This is a genomic window from Gracilibacillus thailandensis (genome assembly GCF_010994055.1).
Taxonomy (GTDB): Bacteria; Bacillota; Bacilli; order Bacillales; family Amphibacillaceae; genus Gracilibacillus; species Gracilibacillus lacisalsi.
Window position 1 is genome coordinate 41,302 of the sequence record NZ_WJID01000003.1, and the last position, 17,721, is coordinate 59,022.

At 36.7% G+C, this 17,721-nt stretch carries 15 protein-coding genes; 12 read left to right on the forward strand and 3 right to left on the reverse strand.

Annotated features, from left to right (window positions below; all coding sequences use genetic code 11):
- Positions 1–198 precede the first annotated feature (198 nt).
- The 3 genes from pfkA to GH715_RS01720 all read left to right on the forward strand — a co-directional run bounded on the left by pfkA (position 199) and on the right by GH715_RS01720 (position 3,509).
- Positions 199–1,158 (forward strand): 6-phosphofructokinase, encoded by a 960-nt coding sequence (pfkA, locus tag GH715_RS01710; protein WP_153834117.1) that lies wholly within the window; start codon positions 199–201, stop codon positions 1,156–1,158.
- A 60-nt stretch (positions 1,159–1,218) separates the two neighbouring features.
- Complete coding sequence (pyk, locus tag GH715_RS01715) at positions 1,219–2,979, forward strand: pyruvate kinase (protein WP_153834118.1); 1,761 nt, start codon at positions 1,219–1,221, stop codon at positions 2,977–2,979.
- Positions 2,980–3,116: 137 nt separating this feature from the next.
- Positions 3,117–3,509 carry an FxsA family protein gene (locus GH715_RS01720; protein ID WP_153834119.1) on the forward strand — a complete coding sequence of 131 codons (393 nt, stop codon included), beginning with the start codon at positions 3,117–3,119 and terminating at the stop codon, positions 3,507–3,509.
- On the opposite strand, the gene ytvI is transcribed toward GH715_RS01720, so the two are convergent.
- Entirely contained in the window at positions 3,490–4,614 is a 1,125-nt protein-coding gene (gene ytvI / locus GH715_RS01725; RefSeq protein WP_153834120.1) for a sporulation integral membrane protein YtvI, read from the reverse strand. The genes GH715_RS01720 and ytvI overlap by 20 nt on opposite strands.
- A gap of 96 nt (positions 4,615–4,710) precedes the next feature.
- On the opposite strand from ytvI, the gene GH715_RS01730 reads away from it, so the two are divergent.
- The 3 genes from GH715_RS01730 to icd all read left to right on the forward strand — a co-directional run bounded on the left by GH715_RS01730 (position 4,711) and on the right by icd (position 7,797).
- Positions 4,711–5,181 (forward strand): DUF441 domain-containing protein, encoded by a 471-nt coding sequence (locus GH715_RS01730; RefSeq protein WP_153834121.1) that lies wholly within the window; start codon positions 4,711–4,713, stop codon positions 5,179–5,181.
- 179 nt (positions 5,182–5,360) lie between these two features.
- Positions 5,361–6,476, forward strand: coding sequence for a citrate synthase (citZ, locus tag GH715_RS01735; RefSeq protein WP_153834122.1), 1,116 nt, complete (start codon positions 5,361–5,363; stop codon positions 6,474–6,476).
- 55 nt (positions 6,477–6,531) lie between these two features.
- On the forward strand, positions 6,532–7,797 hold the full coding sequence (gene icd, locus GH715_RS01740; protein ID WP_018933531.1) for an NADP-dependent isocitrate dehydrogenase: 1,266 nt from the start codon (positions 6,532–6,534) through the stop codon (positions 7,795–7,797).
- A gap of 331 nt (positions 7,798–8,128) precedes the next feature.
- On the opposite strand, the gene GH715_RS01745 is transcribed toward icd, so the two are convergent.
- Entirely contained in the window at positions 8,129–8,350 is a 222-nt protein-coding gene (locus GH715_RS01745; RefSeq protein ID WP_163578394.1) for a hypothetical protein, read from the reverse strand.
- Positions 8,351–8,411: 61 nt separating this feature from the next.
- Positions 8,412–9,431 carry an NADP-dependent oxidoreductase gene (locus GH715_RS01750; RefSeq protein WP_153834123.1) on the reverse strand — a complete coding sequence of 340 codons (1,020 nt, stop codon included), beginning with the start codon at positions 9,429–9,431 and terminating at the stop codon, positions 8,412–8,414.
- A gap of 233 nt (positions 9,432–9,664) precedes the next feature.
- On the opposite strand from GH715_RS01750, the gene GH715_RS01755 reads away from it, so the two are divergent.
- From GH715_RS01755 to mutM, 6 genes are all read left to right on the forward strand, one after another.
- On the forward strand, positions 9,665–10,360 hold the full coding sequence (locus GH715_RS01755; RefSeq protein ID WP_018931283.1) for a response regulator transcription factor: 696 nt from the start codon (positions 9,665–9,667) through the stop codon (positions 10,358–10,360).
- Positions 10,360–11,739: a two-component system histidine kinase PnpS gene (gene pnpS, locus GH715_RS01760; RefSeq protein ID WP_153834124.1), complete on the forward strand. Its 1,380-nt coding sequence runs from the start codon at positions 10,360–10,362 to the stop codon at positions 11,737–11,739. The genes GH715_RS01755 and pnpS overlap by 1 nt, the downstream gene beginning before the upstream one ends.
- 122 nt (positions 11,740–11,861) lie before the next feature.
- On the forward strand, positions 11,862–12,869 hold the full coding sequence (gene hflK, locus GH715_RS01765) for an FtsH protease activity modulator HflK (protein ID WP_153834125.1): 1,008 nt from the start codon (positions 11,862–11,864) through the stop codon (positions 12,867–12,869).
- Positions 12,853–13,785, forward strand: a complete 933-nt coding sequence (gene hflC, locus GH715_RS01770) for a protease modulator HflC (RefSeq protein ID WP_153834126.1) — start codon at positions 12,853–12,855, stop codon at positions 13,783–13,785. Before hflK ends, hflC begins: the two co-directional genes overlap by 17 nt.
- A 445-nt stretch (positions 13,786–14,230) precedes the next feature.
- Positions 14,231–16,870 (forward strand): DNA polymerase I, encoded by a 2,640-nt coding sequence (polA, locus tag GH715_RS01775; RefSeq protein ID WP_153834127.1) that lies wholly within the window; start codon positions 14,231–14,233, stop codon positions 16,868–16,870.
- A gap of 14 nt (positions 16,871–16,884) precedes the next feature.
- Positions 16,885–17,712 (forward strand): DNA-formamidopyrimidine glycosylase, encoded by an 828-nt coding sequence (gene mutM / locus GH715_RS01780; RefSeq protein WP_153834128.1) that lies wholly within the window; start codon positions 16,885–16,887, stop codon positions 17,710–17,712.
- Positions 17,713–17,721: the final 9 nt, after the last annotated feature.

Below are 17,721 nucleotides of genomic sequence, written 5' to 3' on the forward strand. Positions count from 1 at the left end.
TTTTTGAATTTGATAAACGATAAAAAAACAAAAAAACTTTCAATGTGAAGAGAAATACGCTAAAATTATAATGTTTAGGGGTGAGTTTCGTTTTTATTTCATGTATAATCTTAGGTGGAATTCCTATATAGTTTAAAAGACATAAAAGATGGGGAGAAATGTTGTAGGGCAATTTATTTTGTTAATGAGGTGATTGATTTGAAAAAAATTGGTGTATTAACAAGTGGTGGAGATGCACCGGGAATGAATGCAGCAGTTCGTGCCGTTGTTCGTAAAGCAATCTATCATGAATTAGAAGTTTATGGCGTTTATAACGGATATGAAGGTCTTATGGAAGGTAATATTAAGAAAATGGAACTAGGTTCTGTTGGGGATATTATCCAACGAGGTGGAACGATTCTATACTCCGCTCGTTCCGAAGAATTCAAGACAGATGCGGGGCAACAAAAAGCAATCGAGCAAATGCGAGAAATTGGAATAGAAGGACTCATTGTTATTGGTGGAGATGGGTCATTTCGTGGTGCAGAAAAATTGACTCAAAAAGGTTTTCCGTGTATCGGTGTTCCTGGTACTATTGATAATGATATTCCAGGTACTGATTATACGATTGGATTTGATACAGCTTTAAATACCATCGTTAATGCGGTGGATAAAATTCGAGACACAGCTACCTCACACGAGCGTACATATGTAATTGAAGTAATGGGAAGAGATGCTGGTGACTTAGCTTTATGGGCTGGTCTTGCAAATGGTGCGGAAACTGTCATCATTCCAGAACAAGAAGAAAGTTTCGAAAGTGTTGTAGGTAAGTTGAAGCGAGGACAGGAACGAGGTAAAAAACATAGTATTATCATTCTTGCTGAAGGTGTCGGCAGTGGTGTTGAATATGGAAAGCGTATTGAAGAAGAAACTAACATGGACACACGTGTAACAGTACTTGGCCATATTCAACGCGGTGGTTCACCTTCAGGATATGACCGTGTATTAGCAAGTCGTTTAGGTGCAAAAGCTGTCGACTTATTGCTGGATGGAATCGGAGGTCGCATGGTTGGTATTGAAAATAATATTGTAGTTGATCATGATATATCAGATGTTTTAGCTAAAAAACATGCTGTTAACATGAACATGTATAAATTAGCTAATCAACTGTCTATTTAATTTGATAAATATCGATACACATAGTCATAATAGGGTTTAGAGATTGAAGGAGGAAGCAAAATGAGAAGAACTAAGATCGTTTGTACGATTGGACCAGCATCAGAATCAGAAGAAAAATTAGAACAATTGATTGAGGCAGGGATGAATGTTGCCCGTTTAAATTTCTCCCATGGAGATTTTGATGAGCATGGAGCAAGAATTAAAAACATTCGTAATGCTGCGAAAAAATTAGGAAAAACAGTTGCCATTTTATTAGATACGAAGGGTCCTGAAATTCGTACAGGTACTTTAAAAGATGGAAAAGCTGATATTGTTAAAGGTAATACCGTGTATGTTTCAATGGATGATATTGAAGGAAACGATGAACGGATTTCAGTAACTTATCCGCAACTAATTCATGATGTCGAAGTAGGGTCTAAATTACTATTAGATGATGGTTTAATAGCTCTGGAAGTTACAGAAATTCTTAAAGATAGAAACGAATTAAAAACAGTAGCGTTAAACTCTGGATTACTAAAAAATAAAAAAGGTGTTAACGTTCCAAACGTAAGTGTAAATCTACCAGGCATCACAGAAAAAGATGCAGCAGATATTAAATTTGGGATTGAGCAAGGCGTTGATTTTATAGCTGCTTCCTTTGTTCGACGTGCATCAGATGTGTTGGAAATTAGAGGATTATTGGAAGAACAGAATGCAACACATATCCAAATTATTCCTAAAATAGAGAACCAGGAAGGTGTCGACAACTTAGATGCCATTCTCCAAGTAAGTGACGGTTTAATGGTTGCACGTGGTGACTTAGGTGTTGAAATTCCGCCAGAGGAAGTTCCACTTGTTCAAAAGGAAATGATCTATAAATGTAACAATGCTGGTAAACCAGTTATTACAGCGACTCAAATGCTTGATTCTATGCAACGCAATCCAAGACCAACAAGAGCAGAAGCATCAGACGTTGCCAATGCGATTCTAGATGGAACAGATGCGATTATGCTTTCAGGTGAGACTGCTGCTGGTGACTATCCAATTGAAGCGGTAGAAACAATGAGTAACATTGCGAAGAAAGCAGAAACAGCGATCGATCATAAAGCGATGCTTGACCTTCGTTCCAAAGCGTCTGATGTAACCATTACCGATGCAATTAGTCAATCTGTAAATCATTCAGCAATGAATCTAAATGTTGATGCCATTTTAACACCAACGGTTAGTGGCTTTACAGCTCGTATGATTTCGAAATATCGTCCAGAATCACCTATTATTGCTGTTACTTTTGAAGAGCAAGTAAGTAGAAGATTAGCGTTAGTATGGGGTGTCGAAACCATAGTTGGGACACTAGCACATACTACAGACGACGTGTTGGAAGAAGCAATAGAACAAGGGTTGAAAACTAACCATTTCAAACGCGGTGACCGTGTCATCATTACTGCCGGTGTTCCAGTTGGTGAAAGTGGTACAACTAACTTGCTAAAAATCCATGTAATTGGAGATGTTTTGGCTAAAGGTCAAGGTGTTGGTAAAGGTAGTACTTACGGGAGAGCCGTTATTTGTAAAGATGCAGAAGAAGCTAAGTTAAAAGTAAAGCAAGATGATATCATTGTCACTTATGGTACAGACAAAGACATGATGCCATCTATCGAGAAAGCCGGTGGAATTATTACAGAAGAAGGTGGCTTGACTTCTCATGCTGCAGTTGTTGGTCTAAGCTTAGGTATTCCGGTGATCGTAGGTGTAGAAAGAGCAATTGAATTGATTAATGATGGACAAGATATCACGATTGATGCACAGAAAGGTGATATTTACGCTGGTCATGCTAGTGTATTATAATGTGGAGAAAATAGAGAAGAAGGTTACCTTCTTCTCTATTTTTACACTTTCAGATTTTAAGATAGTTTAAGAAAACGGGGGTTTCGCCTCTATATAGCGACAAACCAAGTTTTCTTAATCAAAAAAAGGGTGATACTATGTTTCGTTGGTTACTTTTATTTATTTTGGTCGTTCCGGCATTGGAAATTGGAATTTTTGTTTGGGCAGGTGGTTATATTGGTCCATGGTGGCTCATTCTATTGATTATATTAACCGGAGTGCTTGGTGCTTGGTTAGCTAAACAACAAGGTTTAGAAACGTTAAGAAAGGCAAGAGAGTCCATGAGTATGGGATATCCACCACAGGACTCCATTTTTGACGGGATTTGTATTTTAATTGGTGGTGTCGTCCTGTTAACTCCAGGGTTTATAACAGATGCTATCGGTTTTTGTCTATTAATTCCTTTCACAAGAAGACCGTTTAAAAATATGTTCCAAAACATCGCACGTAAATGGATGGATAGTGGGAGATTTACGATTTATCGACGCTAATCCGATTATGCTTAATGTATTGCCAAAGGATATGGAACAGGTTGGCTTCACTACATGCTTTTCCAACAAATAGGATAGCAGGCCCTAGCCATATTCCTTTAACGCCAAATAGTTGAAAACCTAAGTAGATGGTCGTAATCGTCAAGATTGGATGAATCCCCAAAGCATTGGAAACGATTTTTGGCTCTAGTATTTGTCTTTGTAGAATGACGAATAAATAAAGTGAAAATAAGCAGATAGCCAAAGTCGTTTCTCCTGTCATAAATAAATATAAACTCCATGGTACAAAAATAATCCCCGTTCCTAATATCGGTAATAGATCTACTAATGCCATCAAAATAGCTATTGTAAAAGCATGTTTAATTTGGAATAAGCTTAACCCTATCAGGATAATAATGAAAGTAATGGAAATTAGTATTAATTGTGCTTTTAAATACCGAATGATCTTTGACTTTATTTGAATAGAAACAGTTTGTGTAATTTCGATGAATGATAAAGGGACTTTTTCCGCAACATATTGATAGAACTTGTCCCAATCTTTACAGATAAAAAAAGTACATAAGAAAGAAAAAATTAAGATCATGACAGATCCAGGTAAACTGGACACTTGGTTTCCAAGCCAATTCAAGATGATCTCTAATAAATAGGCGATTTGATCGGCAATACTTATACTTATTTCGGCTAATTGTTCTTCAATAATGGTATGCTGTTCTTCAGGCAGACTATGGATATATTGATTCGCCTTTTGAATGAGTGGTTGAACCCATTGATTAAAATGATGTATAGACTGTTCTAGTAAAAACCGGAGATTATCTGGAATCCATTTTGCTAAATAAATAATTCCTTGTAATAATTCCACACCAATAAAAAACAGCGCCATAATCGTACTAACGATAGCGATTACTATTCCCAATAGACAGCTGAGTACATAAGGGATTTTGAGATGAACATGCATTAATTGAATAATTGGATATAAAAGAATGGCAAATATACAAGCTAAAAAGAACGGAAATAGAAATTGGATAATTAAATAAGCGGTTAAAAACAACGCAGAAAGAATTGCAATCAGGTAAAAGATCCTTAGTAACATTTGCCTGTTCATCATATTGAAAGTCTCCTTTGAAATCAGGGGTTATTTTTTTAAAAATTTAGCACTTTGTGATAAGATTAGCATTGGTTAGAATGCAGTGGAGGACATGTTATGTTAAGTAGTTCAACGATATTTTTATTCATACTATTTTTGCTAGGGTACATTGCAAAAAATCAGGCTATTATGGTAGCTGTATACATACTTTTTGGCATGAAATTATTAAAAATTGATGACAAGCTTTTTCCATATATACAAGATAAAGGAATTGGCTGGGGCGTCATCATCATAACAGTTGCTGTGTTAATCCCGATTGCAACAGGCGAGATTGGGTTTAAAGATTTAATGCAAAGTGTAAAGTCGTATCATGCCTGGGTTGCCCTTATTGCAGGTATCTTTGTAGCAGTCGTTGCCAGACATGGACTTTCATTGTTAGCAAACGATCCCGAGATCACAACTGCATTAGTAATTGGTACTATCATTGCCGTTGTAGCGTTTCAAGGTGTTGCAGTAGGTCCGTTAATCGGTGCAGGAATTGCATATGTTATTATCAGAATGATTGACGCACTTCCATTTCTTAAGTAAGGAAAGGTAATACAAGCTATGAGAGAAAACAAGATTATATGATAAATTTTAATCGTTTTCATTTACTATCTTTTTTTGTTTGTTTATAATAGGCATGGGGATGTTCAAAAGCACCATTATTTTTATCGCTTGAACGATAGAAATAAAAGCAATTTGGATAAGAAAAGGAGAGGGATGTTATGTCAACAACGAAAGGACTTGAAGGGGTAGTAGCAGCAGAGTCAAAGGTAAGTTCCATTATTGATGACCAGCTCACATATGTCGGTTATACAATTGATGACTTGGCAGAAAATGCTAGCTTTGAAGAGGTTGTCTTTTTATTATGGAATAAAAGGCTTCCAAACAAAGAAGAGTTAGCCGAGCTGGAAAAAGACTTAATTGAAAATATGACATTACCAGATGGAATAGTAGAACATTTTAAGTCTTATGATATACATAATGTTCATCCAATGGCAGCTTTAAGAACAGCGGTTTCACTGCTTGGATTATACGATCCTGAAGCTGATGAGATGACAGATGAGGCAAACAAGCGTAAAGCTGTGCGATTGCAAGCACAAGTTGCTTCTGTCGTAACCGCTTTTTCTCGTATTCGCGATGGAAAGGGTATCATTCAGCCGAAACAAGGCTTAAGCTATGCAGCAAACTTCCTATATATGCTGAATGGGGAAGAGCCAAGTGATCTAGAAACAGAAGCAATTAACAAAGCATTAGTGCTCCATGCAGATCATGAATTAAATGCTTCTACTTTCACTTCACGAGTATGTGTCGCGACATTATCAGATATTTATTCAGGTATTACTGCTGCAATTAGTGCGCTTAAAGGTCCGCTTCACGGTGGTGCTAATGAGCGTGTAATGGAAATGCTACTTGAAATCGGTGAAGTCGATAATGCGATTCCATATGTAAAAGAAAAAATGGCGAATAAAGAAAAGATCATGGGTATGGGCCACCGCGTTTATAAGACGGGCGACCCACGTGCAAAACATTTGAAAAAAATGTCCAAAGAACTTACAGCACGGCAAGGAATGGAAAAATGGTATGAAATGTCTGAAAAGATAGAAGAATATATTAAATCTGAAAAAGGCTTACCTGCCAATGTTGATTTCTATTCCGCTTCGGTGTACCATAGTTTAGGGATTAAACATGATCTTTACACACCAATCTTTGCGATGAGTCGTTTCTCAGGTTGGATTGCACATATTTTAGAACAATATGAAAACAACCGTTTAATCAGACCACGTGCAGAATATGTAGGTCCACAAAAACAAGTATACGTGGATATCAATCAGCGTTAACCATTTTCTTTTGAAAATGATATAAATATTAATGAATCTAGGAGGAATATGAATTATGGGTGAAAAAATTACTGTAGAAAATGGTGTTGTGCAAACACCTAATAAACCAGTCATTCCTTTTATCGAAGGGGACGGAACTGGTCCAGATATTTGGGCTGCTGCTAGTCGAGTTTTAGAAGCTGCTGTTGAAAAAGCTTATAACGGTGAAAAGGGTATTGAATGGAAAGAAGTTCTTGCTGGTGAAAAAGCATATAACCAAACTGGTGAATGGTTACCAGAAGAAACACTTGATGTAATTCGTGACTATAAAATTGCGATTAAAGGACCTCTTACTACGCCAATCGGCGGAGGTATCCGTTCCTTAAACGTAGCATTACGTCAAAAGTTAGATCTATTTACTTGCTTGCGTCCAGTTCGCTGGTTTGAAGGTGTACCATCTCCTGTTAAGCGTCCTGAAGATACAGATATGGTAATCTTCCGTGAAAACACAGAAGACATCTATGCTGGTATTGAGTGGCAAGAAGGATCTGACGAAGTGAAAAAAGTAATCGACTTTCTTCAAAATGAAATGGGTGTTGAAAACATTCGTTTCCCTGAAACTTCTGGTCTAGGTGTAAAACCAGTATCTAAAGAAGGTACTAGTCGTCTTGTGCGTGCTGCAATTGAGTATGCAATTAATGAAGGACGTAAGAGTGTTACACTAGTACATAAAGGTAACATTATGAAATTTACAGAAGGTTCTTTCAAAAATTGGGGTTATGAATTAGCTGAAAAAGAATACGGTGACAAAGTATTCACTTGGGCTGAATATGACAAAATTGTTGAAGAACAAGGTCGTGACGCAGCTGATAAAGCACAAGCTGACGCGGAAGCAGCTGGCCGTATTATTGTAAAGGATGCGATTGCCGACATTTTCTTACAGCAAATTCTTACTCGTCCAAAAGAATTTGATGTAGTTGCTACAATGAACTTAAACGGTGACTATGTATCTGATGCACTTGCTGCACAAGTTGGTGGTATCGGTATTGCTCCAGGTGCAAACATTAACTATGAATCAGGTCATGCTATTTTTGAAGCTACACACGGTACTGCTCCTAAATATGCTGGTCTTGATAAAGTAAACCCATCTTCTGTTATTCTTTCTGGTGTATTAATGCTTGAACACCTAGGATGGAGAGAAGCTGGTGAATTAATCCTTAAATCTATGGACAAAACAATCGGTTCTAAAGTAGTAACATATGATTTTGCACGTCTAATGGATGGCGCAACAGAAGTGAAAACATCAGAATTTGCTGATGAATTAATTAAAAATATGGACTAAGAAAAAAGCACCGGATAACCGGTGCTTTTTCTATGTTAAAAGGTAAGGAAGTATATAATCAGCGCAATGACCATGTTTAACGAAGTAGTTATTTTGACATATTTTATGTGTGGTTGCCAACGCTCCGACTAATTACTTCGCTTTCCGTGGGCACGGCCTCAACTAACTTTGCAAAGAAAAACACTTTGTAAAGTGGATTTTCGGCTCGCGCTATTCCCGCAGGAGTCTATGTAATTAGTCTCCGCTATGAGTGTGCAACAATTCTAGTCAGAAGTGATAGGTTGACTTTTTTTACAATGGACCGTTATCCGTGAGTATAAAAGCAGCTGTGTTACTTCATGCTAGCGTTGTAGAGCCTGATAATAGCGAAGGCCGCCCACTTCAACTCCTGTGGGAATTGTTTGACCTGAAGATCCACTTTTTTGAGCGGGTTTTGCTCAAAAAAGTTAGCTGAAGGACAAACCCCACGGAAAGGGAAGTGGGCAGCCGGAGTGGTGATCAAGCAGTTGATATTATTCCATAATACCACTAGAGGAAGCGTAAATCTGATCATTTTGTGATAAGGGCTGAGCGAATTTTGCTCAGTTTTTCCTATTTCAATTGAAAGAAAGCTATTAATCAGATATATCTGCGACTTTTACTAATAGTTTTCCGATGTTGTTACCTTTGAATAGATCTAGGAACGCGTCAGGGATATTTTCAAAGCCTTCTTTGATTGTTTCTTGATATTTTAATTTTCCTTCATTCAGCCATTTTGCAAGTTCAGCTGTACCACTAGGGAATAGATTGGCAAAATCTCCGACGGTAAAACCTTGCATTAAAGCACTTTTCTTAATAAGCGTAGTTTGTACTCGTGGACCAATATCCTCGGCTTCCAAGTTATAGCTAGATATGGCACCGCAAACTGGAATGCGTGCGAATTTATTTAAGAGTTCATGTACTGCATCAGAGATCTCTCCACCAACATTATCAAAGTAAACATCTACACCGTTTGGACAAGCATTTGCCAAATCATCCTTGAGATTTGATGCTTTTTTATAATTAATCGCCTCGTCGAATTGTAATTCTTCTTTTAAGTATTGAAGCTTCTCATCTGAACCAGCTATTCCAACAACTCGTGCGCCTTTAATTCGGGCAATTTGGCCAACAACAGATCCAACAGCTCCAGCTGCTCCGGAAATAACGACAGTTTCACCTTCTTTTGGCTTACCAATTTCGAGTAATCCAAAGTATGCAGTTAATCCAGTCATCCCTAGAATACCTAAGTGAGTAGAAATAGGGGCAATATCTTTATCTAGTTTCCTAATTTCCTTTTCTTTAGCAGTATAGTATGTCTGCCATCCAAATCCGCCAATGACTATATCACCTTCAGTAAACTGATCAGACTGTGACTCAATTACTTCACCAATTGCTCCACCTTCAATTACTTCATTCAATTGAAAAGGTGCTACGTAAGAAGGAGCGTCAATCATTCTCCCGCGCATATATGGATCTACTGAAACATATAAGGTGCGAATAAGTACTTCGCCTTTCTCAGGCTGTTTTATATCTGTTGTAACAAACTGAAAGGTATCTTTACTGGGTGTTCCACTTGGACGTTTAGCTAAAAGGATTTGTTTATTTTGGTTATTCATTTTTACAACTCCCGTCAATTATTATTTTTCTTACACATTTACCATAACAAAAAACTAACGGTTAAAAGAAATCAAGTGCTTACTTCATTTGTAAATAGGACATTAATATAAATTAATATTGTAAAGAAAAATTTACAAGTAATTATCACTTTTCTAGTGTAAATCTATTCACATTAATTGCACGTCCATGTATGATTAAATTAAGATAGATATAAAAATGGGGTGCTTTTTTTATGGAAGAGAAAGTATTAATCGTTGATGATGAACAATCTATTGTAACTTTATTACAATATAACATTGAAAAATCTGGTTTTAAAACGGATACTGCTTTCGATGGAGTGGAAGGTTTACATAAAGCGGCTACCGGAGAATTTGACTTAATTATATTAGATTTAATGTTACCAGGTATGGAAGGCACAGAAGTGTGTAAAGCTTTACGACAGAAGCAAATTGAAACACCTATTTTAATGTTAACGGCAAAAGATGATGAATTTGATAAAGTGTTAGGGCTAGAACTGGGTGCTGACGACTATTTAACAAAACCGTTTAGCCCGAAGGAAGTAGTCGCGAGAATTAAAGCGATCTTACGAAGGACTAGAAAACAAGAAGGAGCAGCAGACCAGCCGTTTATTAAAATTTCTGACTTACTTATCTATCCACAACAATATGAAGCTACGATAAAAGGGGAACCTCTTAGCTTTACCCGTAAAGAATTTGAGCTATTACACTATCTTTCTAAACATAAAGGAAAAGTTTTATCACGTGATCAATTGCTTAGTGCAGTGTGGAATTATGACTTTGTTGGTGATACAAGAATTGTAGATGTGCATGTTAGCCATTTACGTGAGAAAATCGAACCGGATACGAAACATCCAGTCTATATTAAAACGATTAGAGGGCTTGGTTATAAAATGGAGGAGCCATATTAATGGACGCCAAAAAAAGAATAAATCTGTTTTATCGCTACATTTTGATGACAGCTTCTGTATTTATTTTAATAGGTATTGTTATTTTGCCTCTTACATCTGGGGAAGAGCAATTTTTTGTGCTATTTTCTTTAATTATTGGATTTATCATATTATTGATATTAATATATCATATGTTTGAAAACTATGTTCGTCCAATTCGAGCGTCCATTAATGTTACAAATGAACTTGTTAAAGGGAATTATAATGCCCGCACTTATGTAAAGCCTTACGGTGAAGCACAACAGTTAAGTAATGCAATTAATGTACTGGCAAGAAATTTACAAGAAATGACCATTCAAGAAAAAATGCAAGGTAGTCAATGGAAAACAGTGATGAATAACATGGAAAGTGGATTGATGTTAATTGATGAACGTGGATACGTCCATTTGATCAACCGGAAATTCATGCAAATGTTTGGTAAAAAATCTGTTGACTATATTGGCTTCCTATATTATGACGTGTTACAGGATAAGACAATTCATAAAGTGGTACAGGAAACTTTTTTGTATGAAGAAAAAATGACTGGTAATATTACCAAAACAATAAATGGTGAAAAACATTATTTTGAAGTTGCAGGAGCACCTGTTATTAACGATGTAAAGGATTTAAAGGGAGCTGTCCTTGTTTTTCATGATATAACAGATTTGAAGCGAGTCGAAGAAATGCGAAAAGATTTCGTAGCAAATGTGTCTCATGAATTAAAGACACCGATAACATCGATTCGCGGGTTTGCTGAAACATTGTTAGAAGATGAAAAAGCAGACGACGCGATTAAAGAACAATTTTTAACGATCATTTTAAAAGAAAGCACTCGTTTACAATCGTTAGTACATGATTTACTCGAGCTGTCCAAAATAGAAAAAGAAGAAATGAAGCTTTCAACCAAACTTATTGAAGTGGACGAATGGTTACAAAGCAGTTTGACGTTAATCGAGCAACAAGCAAGTAAAAAATCACTGGAATTTACCAAAGAAATAAAACCGAACATTTCCTTTCATGGTGATCCAGACCGCTTACAACAGGTAGTATTAAATTTAATGTATAATGCGATTAATTATACTGCTGAAGAAGGAAGTATATTCCTTCGAGTTGATGAAAATGATTATGAAGTGATAATCGAAGTAGAAGACACTGGTATTGGTATACCTGATGAAGCAAGACAACGTATTTTCGAAAGGTTTTACCGTGTAGATAGAGCAAGAAGCCGCAATACGGGAGGAACAGGCTTAGGATTAGCCATTGTAAAACATATTATTGAAGCACACCAAGGCACGATAACCGTCACAAGTGAAATGGGAAAAGGATCATGCTTTACCGTAAAAATACCGAAAAAGTGGTGAGAGAATGGAATAGATTCTTTCACCACTTTTTTTGTAAAGAAAATGAAACCTTTCTGTAACATCTTACGTATTTACTGGTTGTATGGTAAAGTTACAGAGGAAGTACAGAAGGGGGAAATGGAATGACTTTAAAGCAAATATACAGCTGGATCGGGATTGTTGTAGCTGTAGTTGTCTTAGGTTTATTTGCGGCAACGAGTTGGTATACCGTAGATGAATCAGAGCAAGCTGTTTTAATTACATTTGGTAAAGCAGAAGAAGGAACGACCGAACCAGGTCTTCATTTTAAATTGCCTTGGCCAATTCAAACAGTAGAAACTTTATCAAAGGAAACATTTAGTTTGAACTTTGGATATGACCCGGAAAACGAAGAAGATGCAGATGTTGTGCGAATGATTACCGGAGATGAGAATATTCTTCAAGCAGATTTAGTTGTTCAGTGGAAAATCATTGAGCCAAGTAAATACTTATTTAATTCAAACGATCCACAACAAGTACTTTATAATGCGACGTCGGCTTCTTTAAGAAGTATCATAGGATCTTCTACAATTGACGAAGCACTAACAGATGGTAAAGCTGAAATCGAGAATGAAGTATTGGACTTATTAGTATCGCTTATGGAAGATTATGAAGTTGGAATTACGATTCAGGATGTTAAATTGCAAGAAGTAGATTTACCTAATGAAGAAGTGCGTCAGGCTTTTATGAAAGTAACGGATGCTCGTGAAACAATGAATACCAAGAAAAATGAAGCAGATAAATATCGTAATGAGATATATGAGGAAGCTCAAGGGGAAAAGGATGCCATTATCTCAAGAGCTGAAGGTGATAAAATTGAAAGAATTGAAACAGCGAGAGGGAATGTAGCAGGATTCAACGCATTATATGATGCATATGAAAGTAATCCTGATATTACAAGACAGCGACTGGTGTTAGAAACACTTGATCAAGTCTTGCCAGGTGCAAACATTTACATTATGAATGATGATGGAAATACATTGAAATATCTACCGTTAGGAGAAAACACATCATCTACCAAACCACCAGTAACAGAGTCCTCCGAAGACAATCAATCAGATAATGATACTGACGATAGTGAGGAGGGAAATAATAATGACAGATCAGAATAATGTCTATGAAATGAAGAAAATGACACCAAAAGAAATAAGAAGATTAATTAAAATTGGTGTTGTCTTTTTACTTACAGTTGTACTTTTGATCATTTTTGTAAGTAGTATGTATGTTGTGAAAGAAGGAGAATACAAGGTTGTTCGTCAGTTTGGCGAAGTGGTTGACATTAAAGATGAACCTGGCCTGAAATTTAGGATACCCATATTACAATCAGTTACAACACTACCTAAGAAAAAGCTAATATATGATGTAACGGAGCGTGAAATCAATACTTTAGATAAGAAGCGTATGATTATTGATAATTATGCGATTTGGGAAATTACGGATCCTGCTTCAATGATTGCAAATGCTAGAACGGAAATGGGTGCAGAAGCAAGAATGGGAGAGTTTATCTTTTCAGTTATTCGATCCGAACTTGGATCCATGGATTATGATGAGATTATTAATGATGAAGGAAGCACAAGAGGTGACCTTAATGAAAGAGTTACAGACCGTGTTAATACGCTATTAGAAAGGGATAACTATGGGATTCAGGTAGATGATGTTCGCATTAAACGGACTGATTTGCCAGAAGAAAATGAACAATCTGTATTTAACCGGATGATCTCTGAACGTGAATCACAAGCTCAGCAATATTTATCCCAAGGGGAAGCGGAAAAGAGCAGAATTACCGCCAATGCCGACCGTGATGTAACAGAAATGTTATCGAAGGCAAATGCTGAAGCCGAAGAAATCCGTGCTGAAGGGGAATTGGAAGCTGCAGAAATGTATAATGAAGCATTCTCACAAGATCCAGAATTCTATCAGCTATATCGAACACTTGAATCATACAAAGAAACAATAGATGGCGAAACAACCATCATTATCCCGCAAGGATCACCATATGCGGATTTATTGTTAGGATATATCGAATAATCAATGCTTAGACCAACCTGTGTCCCCTTATGTGGAATCAGGTTGGTCCTATTTTTAGTGAAGATTAAATTGATGAACAACATCCATAAACTGTGCAGTAACGTAGGATATGGAAAAGAGATATCCCCGGAAGCGCCGATCTGTTCCGAGGAAAAAGGCTTCTCTTCCAGGGAAAAGATCTTCTCTTCCGAGGATAAACGACTATATCCAGGGAAGAGAAGGGCATATCCCCGGAACAGCAAAGGATATCCAGGGAAGAGAAAGAGATATCCCCGGAAGAGAAGTCCTGTTAACTCTGTAACTAAGCTACTTCACAGTTTATATCTATTTTACATTAGTTAATTTATATATAAAGACGGTGACAAGAGTAACGAAAGTTTTTATAATCATTTGCAATCATGGTAAAATATAAGCAATGTATTGAACCAAAAAGGAGATCGGTAAAATGACGAATAAATTAATATTAATCGACGGAAACAGTATTGCATATCGTGCATTTTTCGCCTTACCATTATTAAATAATGATAAAGGCGTATACACGAATGCGGTATACGGCTTCACCACCATGTTATTAAGAATCTTGGAAGAAGAGCAGCCTACTCATATGCTTGTTGCATTTGATGCTGGGAAAACGACATTTCGCCATAAAACATACAAGGAATATAAAGGCGGACGAGAGAAAACGCCATCTGAATTAAGTGAACAGTTTCCGGTTTTGCGACAACTATTAGATGCGTTTAACATTAAACATTATCAATTAGAAAACTATGAAGCAGATGATATTATTGGTACGGTTGCCAATCAGGCTAAAGATAAGGATTGGCAAGTTAAAGTAATTTCAGGTGATAAGGACTTGCTACAACTAGTTTCTGACAAAGTCGATGTCAGACTAACGAAAAAAGGTATTAGTGATGTCATGACCTATACACCAGAAACATTGAAAGAAGATATGGAAGTTACACCGGAACAAATCATAGACCTGAAAGCATTGATGGGAGACAAATCTGATAATATCCCAGGTGTACCAGGTGTTGGAGAAAAAACAGCTGTTAAACTGATCAAACAGTTTGAAACGGTGGAAAATTTATATGAACATTTAGATGAAGTATCAGGGAAAAAATTAAAAGAGAAGCTAGAAGCAAATAAAGAAGAAGCCTTTATGAGCAAAGAGCTTGTAACGATAAATCTACAAGCACCAATTGAAATAGCAGCCGATGATACACTGTACGAAGGATATGTCGATCAAAATGTTAAAGAAATCTTTCTGGATTTAGGCTTCCAGTCCTTATTAAATCGGATAGATGGTGATGTGGAAGAGACTGAACAGTCAGAAGCATTAGAAGATATTACATATGAAAATCTGACAGAAATTAAAAAAGATATTTTTACTGGACATGACGCATTTGAAATAGAAATACTAGATGAAAATTATCATACTGAGAAGATGATTGGTGCTTCATTGGTGAATGACAATGGTAAGTATTTCATTCCGATTTCTACACTTGAAAGTTCACAAGTGTTCAAAGAATGGGCAGAAGATGAAAACCAGAAGAAATATGTGTTTGATGCTAAGAAAATTACTGTTCTATTAAAGCGATTATCGATTTCCATCAAAGGTATTGCCTTCGATACCCTGTTAGCATCTTATCTAATTAATCCATCTGAAAACAATCATGACATTCCTGCGATTAGCCACCGATTTGGTCAAAAAAATGTGCTGTTTGATGAAGAGGTATATGGTAAAGGAGCAAAGAAAGGTTTACCTGAAGAAACCAAGCAATGGGAAGAGCATATTGTCCGGAAAACGAATATGATTTATCAACTGAAAGAACAAATGGAACAAGCATTAAAAGAGAATAAGCAATTGGCATTGCTCATTGATCTGGAGTTACCACTTGCGCTTGTCTTAGGTGAAATGGAGGCAACGGGTGTAAAGGTGGACAAACAGCGTCTCGTTGATATGGGTGAAGAGTTAAAAGCAAGCCTTGCAACTTTAGAAAAAGAAATTTACGAGTTAGCAGGTGAAGAATTTAATATAAACTCACCAAAACAGCTTGGTCCGATCCTTTTTGAAAAATTAGAATTACCTGTGATTAAGAAAACGAAAACGGGGTATTCTACTGCTGCTGATGTATTAGAGCAATTACAAGGAAAACATGCCATTATTGACAAGCTCTTGTTATACCGTCAATTGAAAAAAATAGATTCAACATACATCGCAGGATTATTAAAAGTAATTCATAAGGACACTAGTAAAATTCATACTCGTTTTAACCAGGCATTAACACAGACAGGAAGATTAAGTTCAATCGATCCTAACTTACAGAATATCCCAATCCGAATTGAGGAAGGGCGTAAAATCCGTCAAGCTTTCATTCCATCTACTGCAGGTTGGAAGATGATTGCAGCAGACTACTCGCAAATTGAATTACGAGTGTTAGCACATATTGCTAAGGACGAAAGGTTACAGGATGCATTCAAACAAGATAAGGATATTCATACCCAAACCGCTATGGATGTATTCCATGTGGCGGAGGAAGAAGTCACTTCCAATATGCGACGTCAGGCTAAGGCGGTTAACTTCGGTATTGTTTATGGTATAAGTGATTATGGGTTATCACAAAGTCTAGGGATTACTAGAAAAGAAGCAAAATCGTTTATTAGCCGTTATTTGGAAAGCTACCCAGGTGTAAAAGAGTACATGGATGAAATCGTCCAAGAAGCGAAGCAACATGGATATGTTACAACAATTATGAACAGAAGAAGGTATTTACCTGACATTACGAGCAGAAATTTTAATCAGCGAAGTTTTGCAGAGCGTACTGCGATGAATACACCAATTCAAGGAAGTGCCGCTGATATTATCAAATTAGCAATGATTGAATTAGGCCAACAACTTAAGAATGAAAACTACCAAGCAAAATTATTATTACAAGTACACGATGAATTGATTCTGGAAGTACCTGAAGAAGAATTAGAAGCGATATCTCAACTTGTTGTGGATGTCATGGAGAATGCGATCGAACTAACTGTTCCTTTGAAAGTGGATGTTGAACAGGGGGACACTTGGTATGATGCGAAGTAAGGAGTTAAAAGAAAATGCCAGAATTACCTGAAGTAGAAACGATTAGACAGACTTTAAAACAATTAGTAATTGGCAAAACCATTCAATCCGTTGATGTGTTTTGGCCAAAAATCATTCAAGAGCCAGATGATATGGAGCAATTTATTGCATTAATCCAGGAACAAACAATTCATGATATTCGCAGGAAAGGTAAATTTTTATTGTTTGATCTGGACGAGCATGTCTTAGTATCTCATCTAAGAATGGAAGGAAAATATGGTGTGCATGATCGGAAAGAAGAGGTTGTACCACATACTCATATTATTTTCCGGTTTACTGATGGAACAGATTTACGTTACCGGGATGTTCGAAAATTTGGAACGATGCATTTGCAGGAAAAAGGAACAGAAGCAACAAAGAAACCACTTGTTTTGTTAGCAAAAGATCCACTAGAAGCTGATTTTTCCGTGCAAGCATTTAAAGAGAAAGTGCAAAAGAGTGAGCGTAATATTAAAAATATATTATTGGATCAATCGGTTATTGCAGGTTTAGGAAATATTTATGTAGATGAAACCTTGTTTTTGGCAGGAATTCATCCATTAACCAAAGGTGTAAGTCTAACTGATGAACAAGTCATTAAAATCAAACAAGCGGCTGTTCTGACGTTAGAGGATGCTGTAAAGCAAGGAGGAACAACGATTCGCTCGTATGTCAACTCACAAGGTCAAATTGGTATGTTTCAGCAAAAGTTAAATGTATATGCGCAAAATGAGAAGCCATGTAGTAGATGTGAAGATACCATTATGAAAATAAAAGTAAATGGACGTGGAACACACTATTGTCCGACCTGCCAGCCGATTTAAATTCTCACA

Excerpts from the sequence above, each read along its gene's own strand:
- GH715_RS01720 (WP_153834119.1), top strand. The coding sequence starts at position 3,117 with ATGTTTCGTTGGTTACTTTTATTTATTTTGGTCGTTCCGGCATTGGAA.
- polA (WP_153834127.1), top strand. The coding sequence starts at position 14,231 with ATGACGAATAAATTAATATTAATCGACGGAAACAGTATTGCATATCGT.
- mutM (WP_153834128.1), top strand. The coding sequence starts at position 16,885 with ATGCCAGAATTACCTGAAGTAGAAACGATTAGACAGACTTTAAAACAA.
- GH715_RS01730 (WP_153834121.1), top strand. The coding sequence starts at position 4,711 with ATGTTAAGTAGTTCAACGATATTTTTATTCATACTATTTTTGCTAGGG.
- hflK (WP_153834125.1), top strand. The coding sequence starts at position 11,862 with ATGACTTTAAAGCAAATATACAGCTGGATCGGGATTGTTGTAGCTGTA.
- icd (WP_018933531.1), top strand. The coding sequence starts at position 6,532 with ATGGGTGAAAAAATTACTGTAGAAAATGGTGTTGTGCAAACACCTAAT.
- hflC (WP_153834126.1), top strand. The coding sequence starts at position 12,853 with ATGACAGATCAGAATAATGTCTATGAAATGAAGAAAATGACACCAAAA.
- ytvI (WP_153834120.1), bottom strand. The coding sequence starts at position 4,614 with ATGATGAACAGGCAAATGTTACTAAGGATCTTTTACCTGATTGCAATT.
- citZ (WP_153834122.1), top strand. The coding sequence starts at position 5,361 with ATGTCAACAACGAAAGGACTTGAAGGGGTAGTAGCAGCAGAGTCAAAG.
- GH715_RS01745 (WP_163578394.1), bottom strand. The coding sequence starts at position 8,350 with ATGATCAGATTTACGCTTCCTCTAGTGGTATTATGGAATAATATCAAC.
- GH715_RS01755 (WP_018931283.1), top strand. The coding sequence starts at position 9,665 with ATGGAAGAGAAAGTATTAATCGTTGATGATGAACAATCTATTGTAACT.
- pnpS (WP_153834124.1), top strand. The coding sequence starts at position 10,360 with ATGGACGCCAAAAAAAGAATAAATCTGTTTTATCGCTACATTTTGATG.
- pyk (WP_153834118.1), top strand. The coding sequence starts at position 1,219 with ATGAGAAGAACTAAGATCGTTTGTACGATTGGACCAGCATCAGAATCA.
- GH715_RS01750 (WP_153834123.1), bottom strand. The coding sequence starts at position 9,431 with ATGAATAACCAAAATAAACAAATCCTTTTAGCTAAACGTCCAAGTGGA.